Annotated in this window: 16 protein-coding genes, 2 tRNA genes and 1 rRNA gene; all 19 read left to right on the top strand. The window is 38.2% G+C overall.

The window, feature by feature from the left end:
• Positions 1-19 precede the first annotated feature (19 nt).
• Positions 20-93: transfer RNA gene (locus ACFQZ1_RS05410), tRNA-Met, on the top strand.
• 12 nt (positions 94-105) lie between these two features.
• Positions 106-177, top strand: a tRNA-Glu gene (locus ACFQZ1_RS05415).
• A gap of 266 nt (positions 178-443) precedes the next feature.
• Positions 444-2,921 carry a stage II sporulation protein E gene (gene spoIIE, locus ACFQZ1_RS05420; RefSeq protein WP_377881088.1) on the top strand — a complete coding sequence of 826 codons (2,478 nt, stop codon included), beginning with the start codon at positions 444-446 and terminating at the stop codon, positions 2,919-2,921.
• A 613-nt stretch (positions 2,922-3,534) separates the two neighbouring features.
• The gene (tilS, locus tag ACFQZ1_RS05425) at positions 3,535-4,965 is read left to right on the top strand and encodes a tRNA lysidine(34) synthetase TilS (RefSeq protein WP_377881089.1); all 1,431 of its coding nucleotides are present in this window, start codon (positions 3,535-3,537) and stop codon (positions 4,963-4,965) included.
• Positions 4,962-5,504 (top strand): hypoxanthine phosphoribosyltransferase, encoded by a 543-nt coding sequence (hpt, locus tag ACFQZ1_RS05430; protein ID WP_377881090.1) that lies wholly within the window; start codon positions 4,962-4,964, stop codon positions 5,502-5,504. Before tilS ends, hpt begins: the two co-directional genes overlap by 4 nt.
• Before the next feature lie 85 nt (positions 5,505-5,589).
• Positions 5,590-7,509: an ATP-dependent zinc metalloprotease FtsH gene (ftsH, locus tag ACFQZ1_RS05435; protein ID WP_377881091.1), complete on the top strand. Its 1,920-nt coding sequence runs from the start codon at positions 5,590-5,592 to the stop codon at positions 7,507-7,509.
• Between the two features lie 275 nt (positions 7,510-7,784).
• Entirely contained in the window at positions 7,785-8,573 is a 789-nt protein-coding gene (locus tag ACFQZ1_RS05440) for a type III pantothenate kinase (protein WP_377881092.1), read from the top strand.
• Positions 8,574-8,579: 6 nt separating this feature from the next.
• Complete coding sequence (gene hslO / locus ACFQZ1_RS05445; RefSeq protein ID WP_377881093.1) at positions 8,580-9,455, top strand: Hsp33 family molecular chaperone HslO; 876 nt, start codon at positions 8,580-8,582, stop codon at positions 9,453-9,455.
• Positions 9,456-9,571: 116 nt separating this feature from the next.
• Positions 9,572-10,495 (top strand): cysteine synthase A, encoded by a 924-nt coding sequence (cysK, locus tag ACFQZ1_RS05450; protein WP_377881094.1) that lies wholly within the window; start codon positions 9,572-9,574, stop codon positions 10,493-10,495.
• 189 nt (positions 10,496-10,684) lie between these two features.
• The gene (gene trpE / locus ACFQZ1_RS05455; RefSeq protein WP_377881095.1) at positions 10,685-12,082 is read left to right on the top strand and encodes an anthranilate synthase component I; all 1,398 of its coding nucleotides are present in this window, start codon (positions 10,685-10,687) and stop codon (positions 12,080-12,082) included.
• A 5-nt stretch (positions 12,083-12,087) separates the two neighbouring features.
• Complete coding sequence (pabA, locus tag ACFQZ1_RS05460) at positions 12,088-12,675, top strand: aminodeoxychorismate/anthranilate synthase component II (RefSeq protein WP_377881097.1); 588 nt, start codon at positions 12,088-12,090, stop codon at positions 12,673-12,675.
• The gene (gene pabC, locus ACFQZ1_RS05465; RefSeq protein ID WP_377881098.1) at positions 12,669-13,541 is read left to right on the top strand and encodes an aminodeoxychorismate lyase; all 873 of its coding nucleotides are present in this window, start codon (positions 12,669-12,671) and stop codon (positions 13,539-13,541) included. The genes pabA and pabC overlap by 7 nt, the downstream gene beginning before the upstream one ends.
• A gap of 1 nt (position 13,542) precedes the next feature.
• A complete protein-coding gene (gene folP / locus ACFQZ1_RS05470; protein WP_377881099.1) occupies positions 13,543-14,367 on the top strand; it encodes a dihydropteroate synthase in 825 nt (274 codons plus the stop codon).
• Between the two features lie 5 nt (positions 14,368-14,372).
• Complete coding sequence (gene folB, locus ACFQZ1_RS05475) at positions 14,373-14,735, top strand: dihydroneopterin aldolase (RefSeq protein WP_377881100.1); 363 nt, start codon at positions 14,373-14,375, stop codon at positions 14,733-14,735.
• The gene (gene folK, locus ACFQZ1_RS05480; protein ID WP_377881101.1) at positions 14,732-15,247 is read left to right on the top strand and encodes a 2-amino-4-hydroxy-6-hydroxymethyldihydropteridine diphosphokinase; all 516 of its coding nucleotides are present in this window, start codon (positions 14,732-14,734) and stop codon (positions 15,245-15,247) included. Before folB ends, folK begins: the two co-directional genes overlap by 4 nt.
• Positions 15,199-15,402, top strand: coding sequence for a helix-turn-helix domain-containing protein (locus ACFQZ1_RS05485; protein WP_154713024.1), 204 nt, complete (start codon positions 15,199-15,201; stop codon positions 15,400-15,402). The genes folK and ACFQZ1_RS05485 overlap by 49 nt, the downstream gene beginning before the upstream one ends.
• 23 nt (positions 15,403-15,425) lie before the next feature.
• Positions 15,426-16,424, top strand: coding sequence for a tRNA dihydrouridine synthase DusB (gene dusB / locus ACFQZ1_RS05490; RefSeq protein WP_377881102.1), 999 nt, complete (start codon positions 15,426-15,428; stop codon positions 16,422-16,424).
• 164 nt (positions 16,425-16,588) lie between these two features.
• Positions 16,589-18,088 (top strand): lysine--tRNA ligase, encoded by a 1,500-nt coding sequence (lysS, locus tag ACFQZ1_RS05495; protein ID WP_377881104.1) that lies wholly within the window; start codon positions 16,589-16,591, stop codon positions 18,086-18,088.
• Positions 18,089-18,521: 433 nt separating this feature from the next.
• Positions 18,522-18,901, top strand: a 16S ribosomal RNA gene (locus ACFQZ1_RS05500); the annotation flags it as partial.

Below are 18,901 nucleotides of genomic sequence, written 5' to 3' on the forward strand. Positions count from 1 at the left end.
TGTCCGTTAAATACGACATGGCGGTGTAGCTCAGCTGGCTAGAGCGTACGGTTCATACCCGTGAGGTCGGGGGTTCGATCCCCTCCGCCGCTATATATTTTTGACGGCCCGTTGGTCAAGTGGTTAAGACACCGCCCTTTCACGGCGGTAACACGGGTTCGAATCCCGTACGGGTCATAAATGAAGAGATCATGCAAATATGCATGATCTTTTTTTTGTGTTAAGAAATTACAAATGTATGTGTTTCTTCTACAAAAATAACTATTATTTTCCGAATATTCAATTACCTTATGAGATCTTTAGGGATAAGCCTGTATATATATGGTGCTATTTTGTATAAAAAGTCGAACAATTATTGTACTACAAACTGTTATTTTGACAAAAATTCCGCAAAATGCCTTTTATAATTAAAAATAATAAAATATGCAGGTGGTGTTCAAAGTATGCCAAGAGCAGGAAGGAATACTGTCAATTCAAATTCTAGTACGCTTGCTATAGGTCGTGGGCAAATGCCAATTGTAAAGTGGACAAGCAAATTAAGATTGAAACTGGAACAAATTTTCTTTCGATGGGGATTTGTGGTTGCGTTGGTTGGTTTTCTTTTAGGAAGAGCATATATTTTAACGAACATTTTACCTTTTGCCTTGCCGTTTTTCGCTGCTGTGTATGTGATGAAACGCGATAAAATGGCTCTTGCATTCCTTGCCCTAATGGCTGGTGCGTTTTCGGTTTCATTAGAAAATTTATTCTTTGCCTTTGCATCTATATTTACATTCTTCATCTATAATATTTTCTTTAGTCGTTTTACAAGTAAGACGATTGGCCTTGTACCATTTCAAGTATTTATTTCTGCATTAACGGCCCATCTTATCGTTGTCTATTTTGCACAAGGTGCAATTGGTATGTATGATCTGCTGGTCAGTACAATAGAAGCAGGATTAAGCTTCGTACTAACAATGATTTTCTTGCAAAGTGTTCCGCTTTTAATAGAACGAAAAGGAAAACAACAATCATTAGAAACAGAAGAAATTGTTTGTTTAATTATATTGCTCGCATCTGTACTAACAGGTACAACAGATTGGTTTATTTATGATTTATCAGTTCAGCATATTTTTACGAGATATTTAGTATTAGTGTTTGCCTTTGTAGCGGGAGCGGCAACAGGCTCTACAGTGGGCGTTGTAACAGGTTTAATTTTAAGTTTAGCGAATGTAGCAAGTTTATATCAATTGAGTTTATTGGCGTTTTCTGGGTTGTTAGGGGGGCTATTGAAAGAAGGAAGGCGAATAGGTGTAAGTTTAGGTTTGTTAATTGGTACAAGTTTAATTACGTTATACGTAGATAAACAAACAAGTATTGTGACGACTTTGTTAGAATCCGGTGTAGCCATTGCTTTATTTTTATTAATGCCTAAATTTCTCATTGAACGTCTTTCTAAGTATATGCCGGGAACACAGGAGCATTCTAATGACCAACAGCAATATTTGCGAAGAATGCGTGATGTAACAGCAAATAAAATTAATCAATTTGCCAATGTATTTGAAGCATTATCTAATAGTTTTTCTGTATACGGATATGTAGAAGATGAGGATAAGGATACGGAGACTGATTTGTTTTTAAGTACAATTACTGCTAAGACATGTCAAACATGTTTTAAGAAGGATCAATGCTGGGTTGTGAATTTTGATAAAACATACGAGTATATGAGGCAACTTATGGATGAAACAGAGGAAGGGACATTACAGAATAATCGTAAACTACTTCGTGATTTTGAAAAATATTGCGTGAGAGGAGCGAAAGTAACGGGTTTAATAGAAGGTGAATTAGGACATTTTTATGAAGGACAAAAGCTAAAGAAACAGATGCGGGATAATCGTAAAATTGTCGCGGAACAACTTATGGGTGTTTCGAAGGTTATGGAAGATTTTTCTAAGGAGATTCAAAAGGAAAGGGAAAATCATCAAGTACAAGAGGAACAAATTTTACAAGCATTTCGTGATTTCGGAGTGGAAGTTGAACATGTTGATATTTATTGTTTAGATCGAGGGAGCATTGATATTGAGATGCTGATTCCTGCTGCATGTAATCAGCATGGGGAATGTGAAAAGCTTGTTGCTCCGATGTTGTCTGATATTTTACGAGAAACAGTTGTTGTGAAACATGAAGACCGATCGGCATATCCGAATGGTTACAGTACAGTATCATTTGGTTCGGCGAAAACATTTTCTGTAGATACAGGGCTTGCTACAGCGGCTAAAGGAGGAGGGTTTGTATCTGGTGATTCCTATGCCATGATGGAATTAAGTGTAGGGAAATACGCGCTTGCTATTAGTGATGGGATGGGAAATGGAAAGCGAGCGCATATGGAAAGTAAAGAAACGGTTAAGTTACTACAAAAGATATTACAATCAGGTATTGATGAGGAAATCGCAATTAAATCGATTAATTCTATTCTTTCATTGCGAACGACGGAAGAAATGTTTACAACATTAGATTTAGCGATGATTGATTTACGTGATGCAAATGCTAAATTTCTAAAGATTGGTTCTACTCCAAGTTTTGTAAAACGTGGCAATCAAGTATTTAAAATAGAAGCAAGCAACTTACCGATGGGGATTATTGAGGATTTTGAAGTAGATGTTGTTGGTGAACAATTGAAATCTGGTGATATTTTAGTAATGATGAGTGATGGGATTTTTGAAGGTGCAAAACATGTAGAGAATCATGAAGTATGGATGAAGCGGAAGATTAAAGAATTGGAAACGGAAGATCCGCAAGAAATTGCTGATATTATTATGGAAGACGTAATTCGCACTGACAATGGATATATTAATGATGATATGACAATTGTGGTAGCAAAGATAAAAAAGAATATGCCAAAATGGGCGACGATTCCTATCGTTAGTAAACAAGCGCAATAAAGTGAAGCAACCATCAGTAGGAGGGTTACCTCTACTGATGGTTAGTTGAACTAAGCGGGTACATGTCAGCGGTTATCCCCTACCTATCTTATCTGATTTCCCATACTATTGAGTTGGAAGTCTTATTGTTTATTGGAGCAGGGCTCAGGAATATATCCGAGCCCTGTTTATTATATATTCATATGTTTAATTTTCCTTATTTCTGAATCAGAAGAAAAAAATTATCCCGCATTAACGGGCAGTAATACTCCCACCTTAAAATTTGGTGAAAGCATTGTCTAGCTCTAGCAGCTAGAATCTCCGGTCGTTTCGCCCCCTCGGACGAGGCGAAAAGCACCTCTCTGTCGAGGCTCCAAAGTCATGCGATTCTGAGCGAGCCGCTTCCGCTTTTCTAAAGAAGTTAGGTGGGAGATAAACTGCCCGTAAAAGCCCGATTAGTGAGGGCTGATAATCAGTGGGGGATGAAGAACCTCCCCACTGATTAAAGTTTCACTTTATATGTAAGATAAATTGTGAAATTTATACATCTTTGTTTTGCAGAAAGTTTGTAAAAGTTGTACCATTATAATTAAGGGATGCTATCGTTTTAGCTCAATGAAAGGTGATTGCAGCATTGAAAGATGAATTCGTTAAAAAGGTAGATGCTTTTGTAGAAAGGCATAATTTGTTAGAGGCACATTCTACTGTTGTTGTGGGTGTATCAGGAGGGCCAGATTCTTTAGCGCTTTTCTTCTATTTGTTGGAGAAGTGTGAAGAGAAGCAGTTGCAAATTGTGGTCGCTCACGTTGATCATATGTTCCGCGGTGAGGAATCACAGCAAGATTTACAGTTTGTGAAACGGTTGTGTGATGAATTTCATGTTACCTGTGAAACAATACAAATTGATGTGACGCGATATCAAAAACAAAACCAAATGAGTGCACAAGTTGCGGCAAGAGAATGTCGATATGCATTTTTGGAAAGAATAATGAGAAAGTATAATGCACAGTATTTAGCTCTTGGCCATCATGGTGATGATCAGGTTGAGACAATTTTAATGCGTCTTGTACGTGGAAGTACTCCGCAAGGTTATGCTGGAATTCTTGCAAAGCGCGCTTTTAATAAAGGTTTTTTGATTCGGCCTTTGCTAGCAGTAACGAAAGAAGAAATTCTTGATTATTGCAACAGAAAAGATGTTGAACCTCGCATTGACCCTAGCAATATAAAGGAAACGTACACACGGAATCGATTGCGAAAGCACGTTCTTCCTCATTTAAAGCAGGAGAATCCAAATGTTCATGAACGTTTTCAGGCTTTTAGTACGTTTATGCAAGAGGATGAAGCATATTTGCAGGAATTAGCTTTTAAAAAAATGAATAAAGTAATTAAGAAAAAAGATGCAAAAAGAATAGTCTTATCAATTCCTGCATTTGAATCTATGCCTATACCTTTACAAAGGAGAGGGATTCAACTAATATTAAACTATCTTTATGAATATAAGGTTCCACCTTCTCTTTCTTCTGTACATATTGACAAGGTGATTGAGTTTTTCAAACGAACCCATCCTTCTGGTATGCTTCATTTTCCTGGCGGATTGGAGATTGTTCGTACATATGAAGAATGTAGTTTCCGATTTGGAGAAGAAAAAGTTACTTTCTCTCCTTGTGTGTTACAAGTGCCGGGAAAGGTAACATTAGTAAATGGTGATGAGCTCGAAGCGGAGATTAGCAATTGTGTACCTACTATGGTGAATGATATGACATTTATTGCAAAACATAATGAAATAGCATATCCACTTATTGTTCGTTCGAGAGAAAACGGGGATCGAATGTCGATTCAAGGTATGAATGGTACAAAGAAGATAAAGTCCATTTTTATTGAGGCGAAAGTACCGAAGGAAAAAAGGGCAGACTGGCCAATTGTTTGTGATGCCAGCGGAAATATTATTTGGGTTCCATTGTTGAAACGATCCGCATTTGCTATTTCGCAAGAAACAGTAAATAAGGATACATATATTATTATTCATTACAAAAGCAAGGAGTCTTCCGGGAGGATAATCAAATGATGAATCAAGATATTGAAAAAGTATTAATTTCTGAAGAGCAAATACAAGACAAGGTAAAAGAACTAGGTGCAATTCTTGCAGAGGATTATAAAAATACAGTACCTCTTGCAATCGGTGTATTAAAGGGTGCAATGCCATTTATGGCAGATTTATTAAAACGAACAGATACATATCTTGAAATGGATTTTATGGCTGTATCTAGCTACGGTCATTCTACTGTTTCAACTGGTGAAGTAAAAATTTTAAAAGATCTAGATACTTCCGTAGAAGGACGCGACATTTTAATTGTAGAAGATATTATCGACAGCGGTCTTACATTAAGCTACTTAGTGGATTTGTTTAAATATCGTAAAGCAAAATCTGTGAAGATTGTAACATTATTAGATAAGCCGTCTGGTCGAAAAGTTGATCTTCAAGCAGACTATGTTGGATTTACTGTTCCACATGAATTTGTTGTGGGATATGGATTAGACTATAAGGAGCAATATCGCAACCTTCCTTATGTTGGAGTATTAAAACCAAGCGTATATTCAAATTAATAATATAAGCTTACAATTGGATAGGAATGTTTTTCTATGGTACTATTTACTATTATAGTTTGTATGCTGTGAGAGGAGGTTAGGGATGAATCGGATCTTCCGTAATACCATCTTTTATTTACTGATATTTTTAGTGGTAATTGGTATTGTGAGCTATTTTAATGGTTCAACGCAAAAAACAAAACCAATTAGCTACGATAAATTCATTGCTAAACTTGAAAAGGGTGAAGTTCGTAATGTGCAACTTCAACCAAAAAATGGTGTATTTGAAGTAAAAGGACAATTCAGTACTGACAATCAAGGACAACAATTTGTAACTTATGCACCTAATACTGAAGAATTACAAAAGAAAATCAATGACAAAGCACAAGGTACTGAAGTGAAATATCAACCAGCAGAAGAAACAAGTGCTTGGGTAACATTCTTCACTTCCATCATTCCTTTTGTAATTATCTTCATTCTATTCTTCTTCCTACTTAACCAAGCGCAAGGCGGCGGTAGCCGTGTTATGAACTTCGGTAAAAGTAAGGCGAAGTTATACAATGATGATAAGAAAAAAGTCCGTTTTAGAGATGTAGCTGGAGCGGATGAAGAGAAGCAAGAACTTGTTGAGGTTGTAGAGTTCTTAAAAGACCCTCGTAAGTTTGCTGAGGTTGGTGCTCGTATTCCGAAGGGTGTTTTATTAGTTGGACCTCCGGGGACAGGTAAAACATTGCTCGCGCGTGCTGTTGCAGGTGAAGCTGGCGTTCCATTCTTCTCTATTAGTGGTTCTGATTTCGTAGAGATGTTCGTCGGTGTCGGTGCTTCTCGTGTGCGTGACTTATTTGAAAATGCAAAGAAAAACGCACCTTGTATCATTTTTATTGATGAAATTGATGCAGTAGGTCGTCAACGTGGAGCTGGTCTTGGTGGTGGTCACGATGAGCGTGAGCAAACATTAAACCAACTTCTTGTAGAAATGGATGGTTTCGGAGCAAATGAAGGTATTATTATCATTGCTGCAACAAACCGACCTGATATTCTTGACCCAGCGTTATTACGTCCAGGACGCTTTGACCGTCAAATTACAGTAGATCGTCCAGATGTAAACGGTCGTGAAGCGGTGCTTAAAGTACATGCCCGCAACAAACCGCTTGATGAAAATATTGATTTACGTGCTATAGCAACACGTACACCAGGCTTTTCCGGTGCCGATCTTGAAAACTTATTAAACGAAGCGGCTCTTGTAGCAGCGCGACAAGATAAGAAGAAAATTGATATGAGTGACATTGATGAAGCAACTGACCGTGTTATTGCTGGTCCAGCTAAGAAAAGTCGTGTTATCTCTGAGAAAGAACGAAATATCGTTGCATTCCATGAGGCAGGACATACTGTAATTGGTGTAGTACTTGACGAAGCGGATGTAGTTCATAAAGTAACAATTGTGCCACGTGGCCAAGCTGGTGGATATGCAGTAATGCTTCCGAAAGAAGATCGTTACTTCATGACAAAACCAGAATTGCTTGATAAAATTACTGGTCTACTTGGTGGACGAGTGGCTGAGGAAATTGTATTTGGAGAAGTAAGTACAGGCGCTCACAATGACTTCCAACGTGCAACAGGAATAGCTAGACGTATGGTAACAGAGTTTGGTATGAGTGATAAGCTTGGACCGATGCAATTTGGTAGCTCACAAGGTGGTCAAGTATTCTTAGGAAGAGACTTCCATTCTGAGCAAAACTATAGTGATGCAATCGCGCATGAAATCGACATGGAAATGCAAAGCATTATGAAAGAATGTTATGCTCGTGCAAAAGAAATTCTTACTGAAAACCGTGATAAGCTTGATATTATCGCAAAAACGTTACTTGAAGTGGAAACGTTAGATGCAGAGCAAATCAACCATTTATATGAACATGGCACATTACCAGAGCGTAAAACATCTTCTGAAAGTGATGTAAAAGTGAACATCTCAATGAAAAAGGAAGATGAAGCGTCAGAAGATAACAAAGAAACGAAGGAGTGACAATTGTCACTCCTTTTTTCTTTGTTATCCCACTATTTTTGAGCAGTAAGCCTCCGCTTCAAGAGTGAGAGAAAAACGAAGGAGGGTAGGTGGGAGATAAAGAAAGCAGAATTTTTACCTTATGTAACTGAACTTAAAAATTGAAAAAGGGAAATGGATTTTTGTAAAATGGTGAGGATAGGAAAGCTGAACATGTATATAAATATGGTATGATGAGGTTATAAGTTCTGTACATATTGCGCAAATATACATTAAATAAGATAAGTGGTGAGAATATGATTTTCGTATTGGATGTAGGAAATACAAATGCAGTACTTGGTGTGTTTGAAAATGGTAAGCTTCTTCAACATTGGCGTATGGAAACAGATCGTCATAAGACGGAAGATGAATATGGGATGCTTGTGAAGCAATTACTTGAACACGAAGGAATTACTTTTCATGATATAAAAGGAATTATTATTTCTTCTGTTGTACCGCCTATTATGTTTGCTTTAGAACGTATGTGTGAAAAATATTTTAAAATTAAGCCTCTTGTAGTGGGGCCTGGTATTAAAACAGGTTTAAATATTAAGTATGAAAATCCGCGCGAAGTAGGTGCTGACCGCATTGTAAATGCGGTAGCGGGTATTCAAATGTATGATAGCCCGCTTATTATAGTCGATTTTGGAACAGCGACAACATATTGTTATATTGATGAACATAAACAGTATATGGGTGGTGTCATTACACCAGGTATTATGATTTCAGCTGAAGCTTTATATAATAGAGCAGCGAAACTTCCGCGTATTGAAATTACAAGACCAAGTAGTATTATTGGAAAAAATACAGTAAGTGCAATGCAAGCTGGTATTTTATATGGTTATGTTGGACAGGTAGAAGGTATTGTAAAGCGAATGAAAGAGGAAGCTAAACAAGAACCGACTGTTATCGCTACAGGTGGATTAGCAAAATTGATTGCAGAGGAATCGAATGTTATTGATATTGTCGATCCATTCTTAACACTTAAAGGTCTATACATGTTATATGAGCGTAATGCAAATTTACAACATGAGAAAGGTGAATAAATGCCAATGAAAGATTATTTAGTAAAGGCGCTAGCGTTTAATGGAGAAGTTCGTGCTTATAGTGTGCACACAACAAATACGGTGAGTGAAGCGCAAAGACGTCACGATACATGGAGAACTGCTTCTGCGGCACTTGGTCGTTCTTTAACGGCGGGTACAATGATGGGTGCAATGCTTAAAGGTGATCAGAAACTTACAATTAAAGTAGAGGGTAATGGTCCTATTGGTCCGATCTTAGTAGACGCACATGCGAATGGAGATGTACGTGGTTATGTAACGAATCCGCATGTTGATTTTGAAGCGACAGAGCAAGGGAAACTACGTGTATACCAAGCTGTAGGAACAGAGGGTTTTTTAACGGTTATTAAAGATATTGGTATGCGTGAACCATTTATTGGTCAAGTTCCACTTGTTTCTGGTGAATTAGGAGAAGATTTCACATATTATTTCGCTGTTTCTGAACAAACGCCGTCTTCTGTTGGTGTTGGAGTTCTTGTTAATGGTGATGATAGTATTTTAGCTGCGGGTGGATTTATTCTACAAATTATGCCTGATGCACAAGAAGAGACAATTTCAGCTCTTGAAGAACGTCTGAAAAAAATTCCACCTGTTTCTAAGCTTGTTGAACAAGGTTTAACTCCAGAAGAGTTGCTATACGAGCTATTAGGCAAAGATAATGTGAAGATTTTAGAGACGATGGATGTACAATTTAACTGTACATGTTCTCGTGAACGTATTGAAGGCGTATTAATGAGTTTAGGGAAAACAGAATTAACGCAAGTGCGTGATGAAGAAGAAAAAACAGAAGTGCATTGTCATTTTTGTAACGAACGATACAACTTTTCTAAGGAAGATATAACAAAATTAATAGAAAGTTTGTAAGGGAGAAAAAGGTTATTTGTCTATTTGAAATCATCTAAATAGATTGACAAATAACCTTTTCTTTGACAATATGTATATAAATCCAATAAAAATACTTGGTGTTGGGAGTGACGGAGATGCGAGTGGCACAATCAGTTTCAGATTTAATCGGAAAAACGCCAATTGTTAAATTGAACCGCATCGTAGAAGAAGGCAGTGCAGATATTTATTTAAAACTAGAGTTCATGAATCCTGGAAGCAGTGTAAAAGATCGAATTGCATTAGCGATGATTGAAGATGCTGAGAAAAAAGGACTATTAAAAGAAGGCGATACAATTATTGAACCTACAAGTGGAAACACTGGGATTGGTTTAGCGATGGTAGCGGCGGCCAAAGGATATAAGGCAATTCTGGTTATGCCGGAAACGATGAGTGTTGAACGCCGTAATTTATTGCGTGCTTATGGAGCAGAATTAGTGTTAACGCCAGGATCAGAAGGAATGGGCGGTGCAATTCGTAAGGCAACAGAGTTATCAAAAGAACATGGCTACTTTATACCTCAACAGTTTCAAAACGATGCAAATCCAGAGATCCATCGTTTAACTACAGGTCCAGAAATTGTGGAACAGATGGGTGATCAATTAGATGCATTCATTTCAGGAGTTGGTACAGGCGGAACGATTACAGGTGCTGGTGAAGTGTTAAAAGAGAAGTATAAAGACATCAAAGTTTATGCAGTAGAACCTGCTGATTCCCCGGTACTATCAGGTGGAAAACCGGGTCCTCATAAAATTCAAGGAATTGGTGCTGGATTTGTTCCTGGAACGTTAGATACAGATGTGTATGATGAAGTGATTCAGGTAAAAACAGAACAAGCATTTGAATATGCAAGAAGAGTAGCTCGTGAAGAAGGTATTTTAGTGGGTATCTCTTCTGGAGCAGCTATCTATGCAGCGACAGAAGTTGCGAAAAAACTTGGACAAGGAAAGAAAGTACTTGTTATTATTCCAAGTAATGGTGAGCGTTACTTAAGTACGCCACTTTATCAATTTGAATCATAAGCTTAATGTATGAAAAGCATCCCTCGAAAAAGGGATGCTTTTTCTTTTTTCGTTTGAAAATAGGAAAAGGGTGAATGACTAGAAAACTTCATGTAAAATAAGTGTTAGTTGAACTAAATGGGCTTATATGGACGGTTCAATGTTTTTAAACGACCGTTAGAGCGGGATAAAATAAAACGAGGTGTTTGTATGCAGCGACGAAAATCTTTAGCTATTTCAGTTCCGTATCAGTTAGACTTTTTTAAACAGTATAAATTTCTTTCGCAAAGTAAACCTCATCATATCATTTTAGAAAGTGGTCGCGGAGGACGTTATAGTATTGCTGGGCTTGATCCAGTAGCAATCGTTCGTGGGAAAGAGGAAACCTTACATATATGGGGAAATGGAGAGGGAACAATAGAAAAGGGGAATCCGTTGCACCTTATGCAAAGATATATGGAACAATGGAAAACGGAACATAATGACGCATATCCGCCGTTTCAAGGTGGTGCGATTGGTTATTTTAGTTATGATTGCATCCGCTATATAGAGAAAATTCCTTCTCTTGCAGAAGATGATGTAAATGTACCAGATATATTCTTCTTATTGTTTGATGATGTATTTGTTTATGATCAAAAAGAACAAGTGTTATGGATTATTACGCATTATATAAATGACGAGAAACAAGCTGAACAACATTTGAATGAATTAAAAGGGCTTTGGTTACAAGAAGTGCCAGAAGTGACGATGCCGTTTATTCGTCCTGAAATAAATAAAGAGGCAGTTTCCTTTACAGAAAAAGAGTTTATGGAAGCTGTTCAAAGAATTCAAGAGTATATTGGTGCGGGAGATGTGTTTCAAGTAAATTTGTCTACAAGACAAGAAAAAACATTGCAAACGCATCCGTTGGAGGTTTATACGAAGCTTCGTGAAATTAATCCATCACCATACATGGGTTATTTAGAACTTGGAGATTTCCAAATTGTAAGTGCTTCACCAGAGTTGTTGATTAAAAAACAAGGTAATGAAATGAGTACGCGTCCAATTGCGGGTACGCGCTCTCGCGGAAAAGATGAGCAAGAAGATCAAGAGCTTGCAAAAGAGTTAATTGAAAATGAAAAAGAGCGTGCAGAACACGTTATGCTTGTTGATTTAGAGCGAAATGATTTAGGGCGTGTTTGTGAGTATGGAACGGTAGAAGTAGATGAATTTATGGTGATTGAGAAATATTCCCATGTTATGCACATCGTTTCAAATGTACGCGGACAATTGCAGGAAGGAAAAGATGCCTTTGATGGTGTAAAGGCTGTATTTCCGGGTGGGACGATTACCGGAGCACCGAAAATTCGCACGATGGAAATTATTGAAGAGTTAGAGCCGGTTCGCCGTGGTATTTATACAGGTTCAATTGGTTGGATTGGTTATTCAGGGGATATGGAATTAAATATTGTCATTCGTACGTTGCTTGCGAAAGATGGGCAAGCATATGTACAGGCAGGGGCAGGGATTGTTATTGATTCTAATCCGAAAAACGAGTATAAAGAGTCATTAAAGAAAGCGATAGCTTTATGGCGAGCAAAAGAAAGTAGCGAAGAAACGGTTAGGTGAGATAAATGATATTAATGATTGATAACTATGATTCCTTTACGTTTAATTTAGTGCAATTTCTTGGAGAGTTAGGACAAGAACTTATCGTCAAGCGTAACGACGAAATTACAATTAAAGATATTGAACAAATGCATCCGGATTTTTTAATGATTTCTCCAGGACCGTGCAGCCCGAATGAGGCTGGGGTAAGTATGGATGTGATTCGCCATTTCGCAGGACAAATCCCGATTTTTGGTGTTTGTTTAGGACATCAATCGATTGCTCAAGTGTTTGGGGGAGATGTTGTTCGTGCAGATCGTTTAATGCATGGGAAAACATCTTTAATGCATCATGATGAGAAAACAATCTTTACCGATATTCCCAATCCGTTTACAGCAACGCGTTACCATTCTCTAATTGTCAAAAAAGAAACATTACCAGAGTGCCTAGAAGTAACATCTTGGACAGAAGAAGGAGAAATTATGGCCCTTCGTCATAAAACATTACCGATTGAAGGGGTACAGTTTCATCCGGAATCTATTATGACTTCCCATGGTAAGGAATTGCTGCAAAACTTTATTCGTAATTATAGCCGGAGTGCTGCTACATGCTAATTTATGTGAACGGTTCATTTGTTGAGGCGAGTGAAGCTAAAATTTCTCCGTACGATCATGGATATTTATATGGTCTTGGCGTATTTGAGACATTTCGTATCTACAACGGACATCCGTTCTTATTCGATGATCATTATGAGCGGCTTATGACCGCTCTTTCGTCGTTGCATATTGCATGGGAAATGACAAAAGACGATGTAAAAAGCATCTTAAAAGAGTTAATTGTAAGGAATCATTTGCAAAATGCATATGTTCGTTTGAATGTGTCTGCTGGTGTGGGTGAAATCGGCTTACAGACGGAGATTTACGAAGAACCTTCTATTGTCGTTTTTATAAAGCCTTTACAAGCTCCGGGAGATGTAGTGGAAAAAGAAGGGGTAATTTTAAGGCAAACTCGTAATACACCAGAAGGAGAGTTTCGTTTAAAGTCACATCATTATTTAAATAATATTTTAGGGAAACGTGAGATTGGGAATACAACTGTGAAAGAAGGGATTTTTCTTACGAAAGAGGGGTATGTTGCGGAAGGGATTGTTTCGAACCTCTTTTTTGTGAAAAATGACATATTGTATACACCATCATTACAGACTGGGATTTTAAATGGGATTACTCGCGCTTTTATATTAGCTGCCGCTGAAATGTTAGAGCTTGAGATGAGAGAGGGATTATTCTTAAAAGAAGAGTTACTTTCGGCTGATGAAGTGTTTGTTACAAATTCTATCCAGGAAATTGTGCCGCTTTGTTGTATCGGAGAAGTGCATTTTCCAGGTAAAGAGGGATTTGTTACAAACCAGCTTATACGTGTATATGAAACATGCCGTGAAAGACTTTGGAGTCGAAATGAATTGTTAAGAGGAGATGGCTGATATGCAACGGAGTTATAAGATGCAATGTGGTGAATATGCATTGAATTTAAATGAAAAGACGCTCATTATGGGGATTTTGAATGTTACACCTGACTCTTTCTCTGATGGCGGTAATTATAATGAAGTGGAAGCGGCTGTCCGCCATGCAAAAGAGATGGTAATCGATGGAGCACATATTATTGATATTGGCGGAGAGTCTACTCGTCCTGGTTTTGCTAAAGTGTCAGCAGAAGAAGAATTGCGACGTGTTTTACCAATGATTCGAGCTGTATCGGAAGCGGTAGATGTACCTATATCTATTGATACGTACAAAGCGGAGGTTGCAAAACAAGCTATTGAAGCCGGAGCACATATTATTAATGATATTTGGGGTGCGAAAGCAGAGCCGGAAATTGCAAAAGTAGCAGCACATTACGACGTGCCAATTATTCTAATGCATAATCGTGATAATACAAACTATCGAAATCTTATGGCAGATATGATTGCTGATCTGTATGAAAGTATTACAATTGCGAAACATGCAGGGGTGCGCGATGAGAATATTATTTTAGATCCGGGTATTGGATTTGCGAAAACATTTGAGCAAAATTTAGAAGTAATGCGAAATCTAGAACAGTTGAAAGTGTTAGGATATCCGCTTCTTCTCGCAACTTCTCGAAAATCGTTTATTGGCCATGCGTTAGATTTGCCGGTAGAGGAACGTTTAGAAGGGACTTGTGCGACGGTTTGTCTTGGTATTCAAAAAGGTTGTGAAATCGTACGCGTGCATGATGTGAAAGAGATGTCCCGCATGGCGAAGATGATGGATGCTATGGTAAGGGGGTAAAAGATTTGGATAAAATTTTTGTGCATGATATGGAGTTCTACGGTTACCATGGTGTGTTTCCGGAAGAAAATAAGTTAGGACAGCGATTTAAGGTAGATCTAACTGTGGAGTTAGATTTAAAGCGAGCGGGAACAACTGATAACTTAGAGCATTCCGTAAATTATGGAGAGTTATACGAGTTATGTAGAAGTGTTGTAGAAGAGAAAACATATAAGCTTGTGGAAAGTATTGCAGAAAATATTGCAGGGGATATATTAGAGCGGTACGATTGCATTATGAATTGTATTGTAAAAGTTATTAAACCAGATCCGCCAATTCCAGGACATTATCGTGCGGTGGCGGTTGAGATTGAGAGAGGGCGCTCATGAATAATGTAGTTTATATTGCTTTGGGTTCGAACATGGATGATCGCTATACATATTTATCACAAGCGATAGAGTTGTTGCGTAAGCATCCGGCTGTTGAAGTTGAGGATGTATCATCTGTTTATGAAACGGATCCAGTTGGGTATACAGAACAAGGGCAATTTTTGAACTTAGTTGTAAAAATTTCTACCAATTTATTGCCTCAAGAATTATTGATGGTGACGCAAAAAGTGGAGAATGAACTAGGAAGAAAAAGGGGAATTAAATGGGGGCCCCGTACCATTGACCTTGACATTTTGCTCTATAATCACGAAAATATTGAAGCAGAGAATCTTATTGTTCCGCATCCGCGGATGTTTGAAAGAGCTTTTGTTATCGTTCCGTTGATGGAAATTAATCAAGAAATGAACCGAAACATTTCACGTTCACAAGTAGAAGAAATGAAAAGGCGAGAGGGAGTAACGGTATGGAAGCAGAGAAATGGGGAAGACGCATTCGCGCTTTTCGTAAATTAAAAGGCTATACACAAGAAGGATTTGCGAAAGAATTAGGGGTATCTGTATCTGTTTTAGGTGAAGTAGAGAGAGGGAATCGAGTTCCGTCTCAGGATTTTGTTATAGAAGTTGCGAAGACATTGAAAGTTTCAATAGAAGAATTAATGCCGAAGTAGGAATAACGAAGGGAGGGGATCAAGTGTTAAAGATTGCAAACATTGAAATGAAAAATCCGGTTGTGCTAGCGCCAATGGCAGGAGTATGTAACTCTGCATTCCGTTTAACGGTAAAAGAATTTGGTGCAGGATTAGTGTGTGCGGAAATGGTAAGTGATAAGGCGATCTTATTTAACAATCAAAAAACGCTGGACATGTTATATATTGATGAGAGAGAAAAGCCATTAAGTCTGCAAATTTTTGGCGGAGAAAAAGAAACGCTTGTAGAAGCGGCAAAATATGTAGATAAAAATACAACAGCAGATATTATTGATATAAATATGGGATGTCCAGTACCGAAAATCACAAAATGTGATGCAGGTGCAAAGTGGTTGCTTGATCCAAACAAAGTGTACGAAATGGTAGCCGCGGTAGTAGATGCGGTCGAGAAGCCAGTTACAGTAAAAATGCGTATCGGATGGGATGAAGACCACATTTTTGCGATTGAGAATGCGCAGGCGGTTGAACGTGCGGGTGGTCAGGCGGTCGCTGTTCACGGTCGTACTCGTGTTCAAATGTATGAAGGGAAAGCGGATTGGAATATCATTAAGCAAGTAAAACAAGCTGTCAATATTCCTGTTATCGGAAATGGTGATGTAGAAACGCCGCAAGATGCAAAGCGCATGTTAGATGAAGTGGGTGTAGACGGTGTAATGATTGGTCGTGCAGCACTTGGTAATCCATGGATGATTTACCGTACAGTAAAATATTTAGAAACTGGTGAATTAATGCCGGAGCCATCTGTGCGTGAAAAGATTGATGTATGTATGCTGCATTTAGATCGTCTTATTGATTTAAAGAATGAAGACATTGCAGTTCGAGAAATGCGTAAACATGCTGCGTGGTATTTAAAGAGTGTTCGCGGTAATGCAAGAGTACGTAATGAAATTAATAGTTGTAATACTCGTGCAGACCTTGCCTCTTTACTGACAGCATTTGTAGAAGAGGTAGAAGTGAAACAAAAATCCATTCAAGTTGGATAATAAGAGTGATTAAAAGGGTGTTTGACATTCCTTTTCTCACTACCTATAATTACGTCTAAGAAAGAAGAACTGCCAGCTTGTTGCTGGCAGTTTTTCTAGTTGGATAGAAAATGCTATACTATATATATTATAAAATTTAATAGAGCTGGAGTGATATCAATACCATGGATAACATGAACCACGAAGAATTAAATGACCAATTGCTCGTTCGTCGCGAGAAGCTACATAACTTACGAGAACAAGGAATGGATCCGTTTGGTAAACGTTTTGAACGTACACATTCAACAAAAGAATTATTAAGCTTGTACGGAGAAATTTCTAAAGAAGAATTAGAAGAGAAAGAAATCCCTGTTTCTATAGCTGGTCGTATTATGACAAAACGCGGTAAAGGAAAAGCTGGTTTTGCGCATATTCAAGATTTACATGGACAAGTTCAAATTTACGTTCGTAAAGATGCGGTTGGTGATGAGCAGTACGAACTATTTAACACAGCGGATTTAGGTGACTTAGTAGGAATTGAAGGTAAAGTATTTAAGACAAAAGTTGGAGAACTTTCAGTTAAGGCAACTGGCTTTACTTTATTAACGAAATCTCTTCGTCCACTTCCAGATAAATATCATGGATTAAAAGACGTTGAACAACGCTACCGTCAACGTTACTTAGATTTAATTACGAGCATGGAAAGTCGTGAAACGTTTGTAACTCGTAGTAAAATTATTCGTGAGATGAGAAGATATTTAGATAACAATGGTTATCTTGAAGTAGAAACACCGATGTTGCATGCTATTGCAGGTGGAGCATCTGCACGTCCGTTTATTACACACCATAATGCATTAGATATGGAATTTTATATGCGTATTGCAATTGAATTGCATTTAAAACGTTTAATTGTGGGTGGATTAGAGAAAGTATACGAAATTGGGCGCGTATTCCGTAATGAAGGTGTATCAACTCGTCATAATCCAGAATTTACGATGATTGAATTATATGAAGCGTATGCAGATTATAAGGATATCATGAAGCTAACAGAAAATATGGTTGCTCATATTGCGAAAGAAGTTTTAGGTACAACGATGGTTCAATATGGTGAGTATGAAATTAACTTAGAACCAGAGTGGACAAGACTGCACATGGTGGATGCAATCAAACAATATTGTGGAGCGGATTTCTGGAGTCCAATGAGTGTAGAAGAAGCTCGTGCATTAGCGAAAGAGCATGGTGTAGAAATTAAGGATACAATGGAAGTTGGACATATTATTAATGAGTTCTTTGAGCAAAAAGTAGAAGAACATTTAATTCAGCCTACATTTATTTATGGTCATCCAGTGGAAATTTCTCCTCTTGCGAAAAAGAATGAAGAAGACCCACGCTTTACAGATCGCTTTGAGTTATTTATTGTGGCTCGTGAACACGCGAATGCATTTACAGAATTAAATGATCCGATTGATCAAAAAGAACGTTTCGAAGCGCAGTTAAAAGAGCGTGAACAAGGTAATGATGAAGCGCACATGATGGATGATGATTATATTGAAGCGCTTGAGTATGGTATGCCTCCTACAGGTGGACTAGGAATTGGTATTGATCGTCTTGTTATGTTATTAACAAATTCACCTTCTATTCGTGATGTATTACTATTCCCTGCGATGAGACATAAACAAGACTAAGCTTTGGAGAAACTCCAAAGCTTTTCTTTTTTATCTTGTTATTTGTGGGCAGTAAGCCCCCGCCTCAAGGTTTAGAGAGAAATAAAGAATGCAGGCGTGAGGTAATTACTGCTATGTGTCTAGTTGAACGGGGTTTCCATCAATGGGAAGACCGCCCGCTGATGGGAATTCCGCTTTATTTTTATACTATTTTATAAGGTGAAAAATTTTATTAAAAAAACTATTGCAATTTAATTTGTGAGCTGATATATTTATATTCGTTGTCACGAACGGCAACGAGGAAAACAACTTCGAAAGAAAAAAGTTGTTGACAGAAAAGAAACGAAATGTTATATTGATAAAGTCGCTTCGAGCGGCAAACAAGTTCTTTGAAAACTGAACGAAACAAACAACGTGAAACGTCAATTTTTATTTATGATGCTAGACAAACACTTTATTGGAGAGTTTGATCCTGGCTCAGGATGAACGCTGGCGGCGTGCCTAATACATGCAAGTCGAGCGAACCGATTAAGAGCTTGCTCTTAAGAAGTTAGCGGCGGACGGGTGAGTAACACGTAGGTAACCTGCCTATAAGACTGGGATAACTCCGGGAAACCGGGGCTAATACCGGATAACATTTTGCACCGCATGGTGCGAAATTGAAAGGTGGCTTCGGCTGTCACTTATAGATGGACCTGCGGCGCATTAGCTAGTTGGTGAGGTAACGGCCCACCAAGGCGACGATGCGTAGCCGACCTGAGAGGGTGATCGGCCACACTGGGACTGAGACACGGCCCAGACTCCTACGGGAGGCAGCAGTAGGGAATCTTCCGC

The organism is Bacillus sp. CGMCC 1.60114 (assembly GCF_042676365.1).
Taxonomy (GTDB): Bacteria; Bacillota; Bacilli; order Bacillales; family Bacillaceae_G; genus Bacillus_A; species Bacillus_A rhizoplanae_A.

Bases quoted from the DNA above. Each gene is read 5' to 3' on its own strand.
- ftsH (WP_377881091.1), top strand. From the start codon at position 5,590: ATGAATCGGATCTTCCGTAATACCATCTTTTATTTACTGATATTTTTA.
- spoIIE (WP_377881088.1), top strand. From the start codon at position 444: ATGCCAAGAGCAGGAAGGAATACTGTCAATTCAAATTCTAGTACGCTT.
- folK (WP_377881101.1), top strand. From the start codon at position 14,732: ATGAATAATGTAGTTTATATTGCTTTGGGTTCGAACATGGATGATCGC.
- ACFQZ1_RS05440 (WP_377881092.1), top strand. From the start codon at position 7,785: ATGATTTTCGTATTGGATGTAGGAAATACAAATGCAGTACTTGGTGTG.
- cysK (WP_377881094.1), top strand. From the start codon at position 9,572: ATGCGAGTGGCACAATCAGTTTCAGATTTAATCGGAAAAACGCCAATT.
- pabC (WP_377881098.1), top strand. From the start codon at position 12,669: ATGCTAATTTATGTGAACGGTTCATTTGTTGAGGCGAGTGAAGCTAAA.
- hpt (WP_377881090.1), top strand. From the start codon at position 4,962: ATGATGAATCAAGATATTGAAAAAGTATTAATTTCTGAAGAGCAAATA.
- trpE (WP_377881095.1), top strand. From the start codon at position 10,685: ATGCAGCGACGAAAATCTTTAGCTATTTCAGTTCCGTATCAGTTAGAC.
- pabA (WP_377881097.1), top strand. From the start codon at position 12,088: ATGATATTAATGATTGATAACTATGATTCCTTTACGTTTAATTTAGTG.
- lysS (WP_377881104.1), top strand. From the start codon at position 16,589: ATGGATAACATGAACCACGAAGAATTAAATGACCAATTGCTCGTTCGT.
- ACFQZ1_RS05485 (WP_154713024.1), top strand. From the start codon at position 15,199: ATGGAAGCAGAGAAATGGGGAAGACGCATTCGCGCTTTTCGTAAATTA.
- folP (WP_377881099.1), top strand. From the start codon at position 13,543: ATGCAACGGAGTTATAAGATGCAATGTGGTGAATATGCATTGAATTTA.
- hslO (WP_377881093.1), top strand. From the start codon at position 8,580: ATGAAAGATTATTTAGTAAAGGCGCTAGCGTTTAATGGAGAAGTTCGT.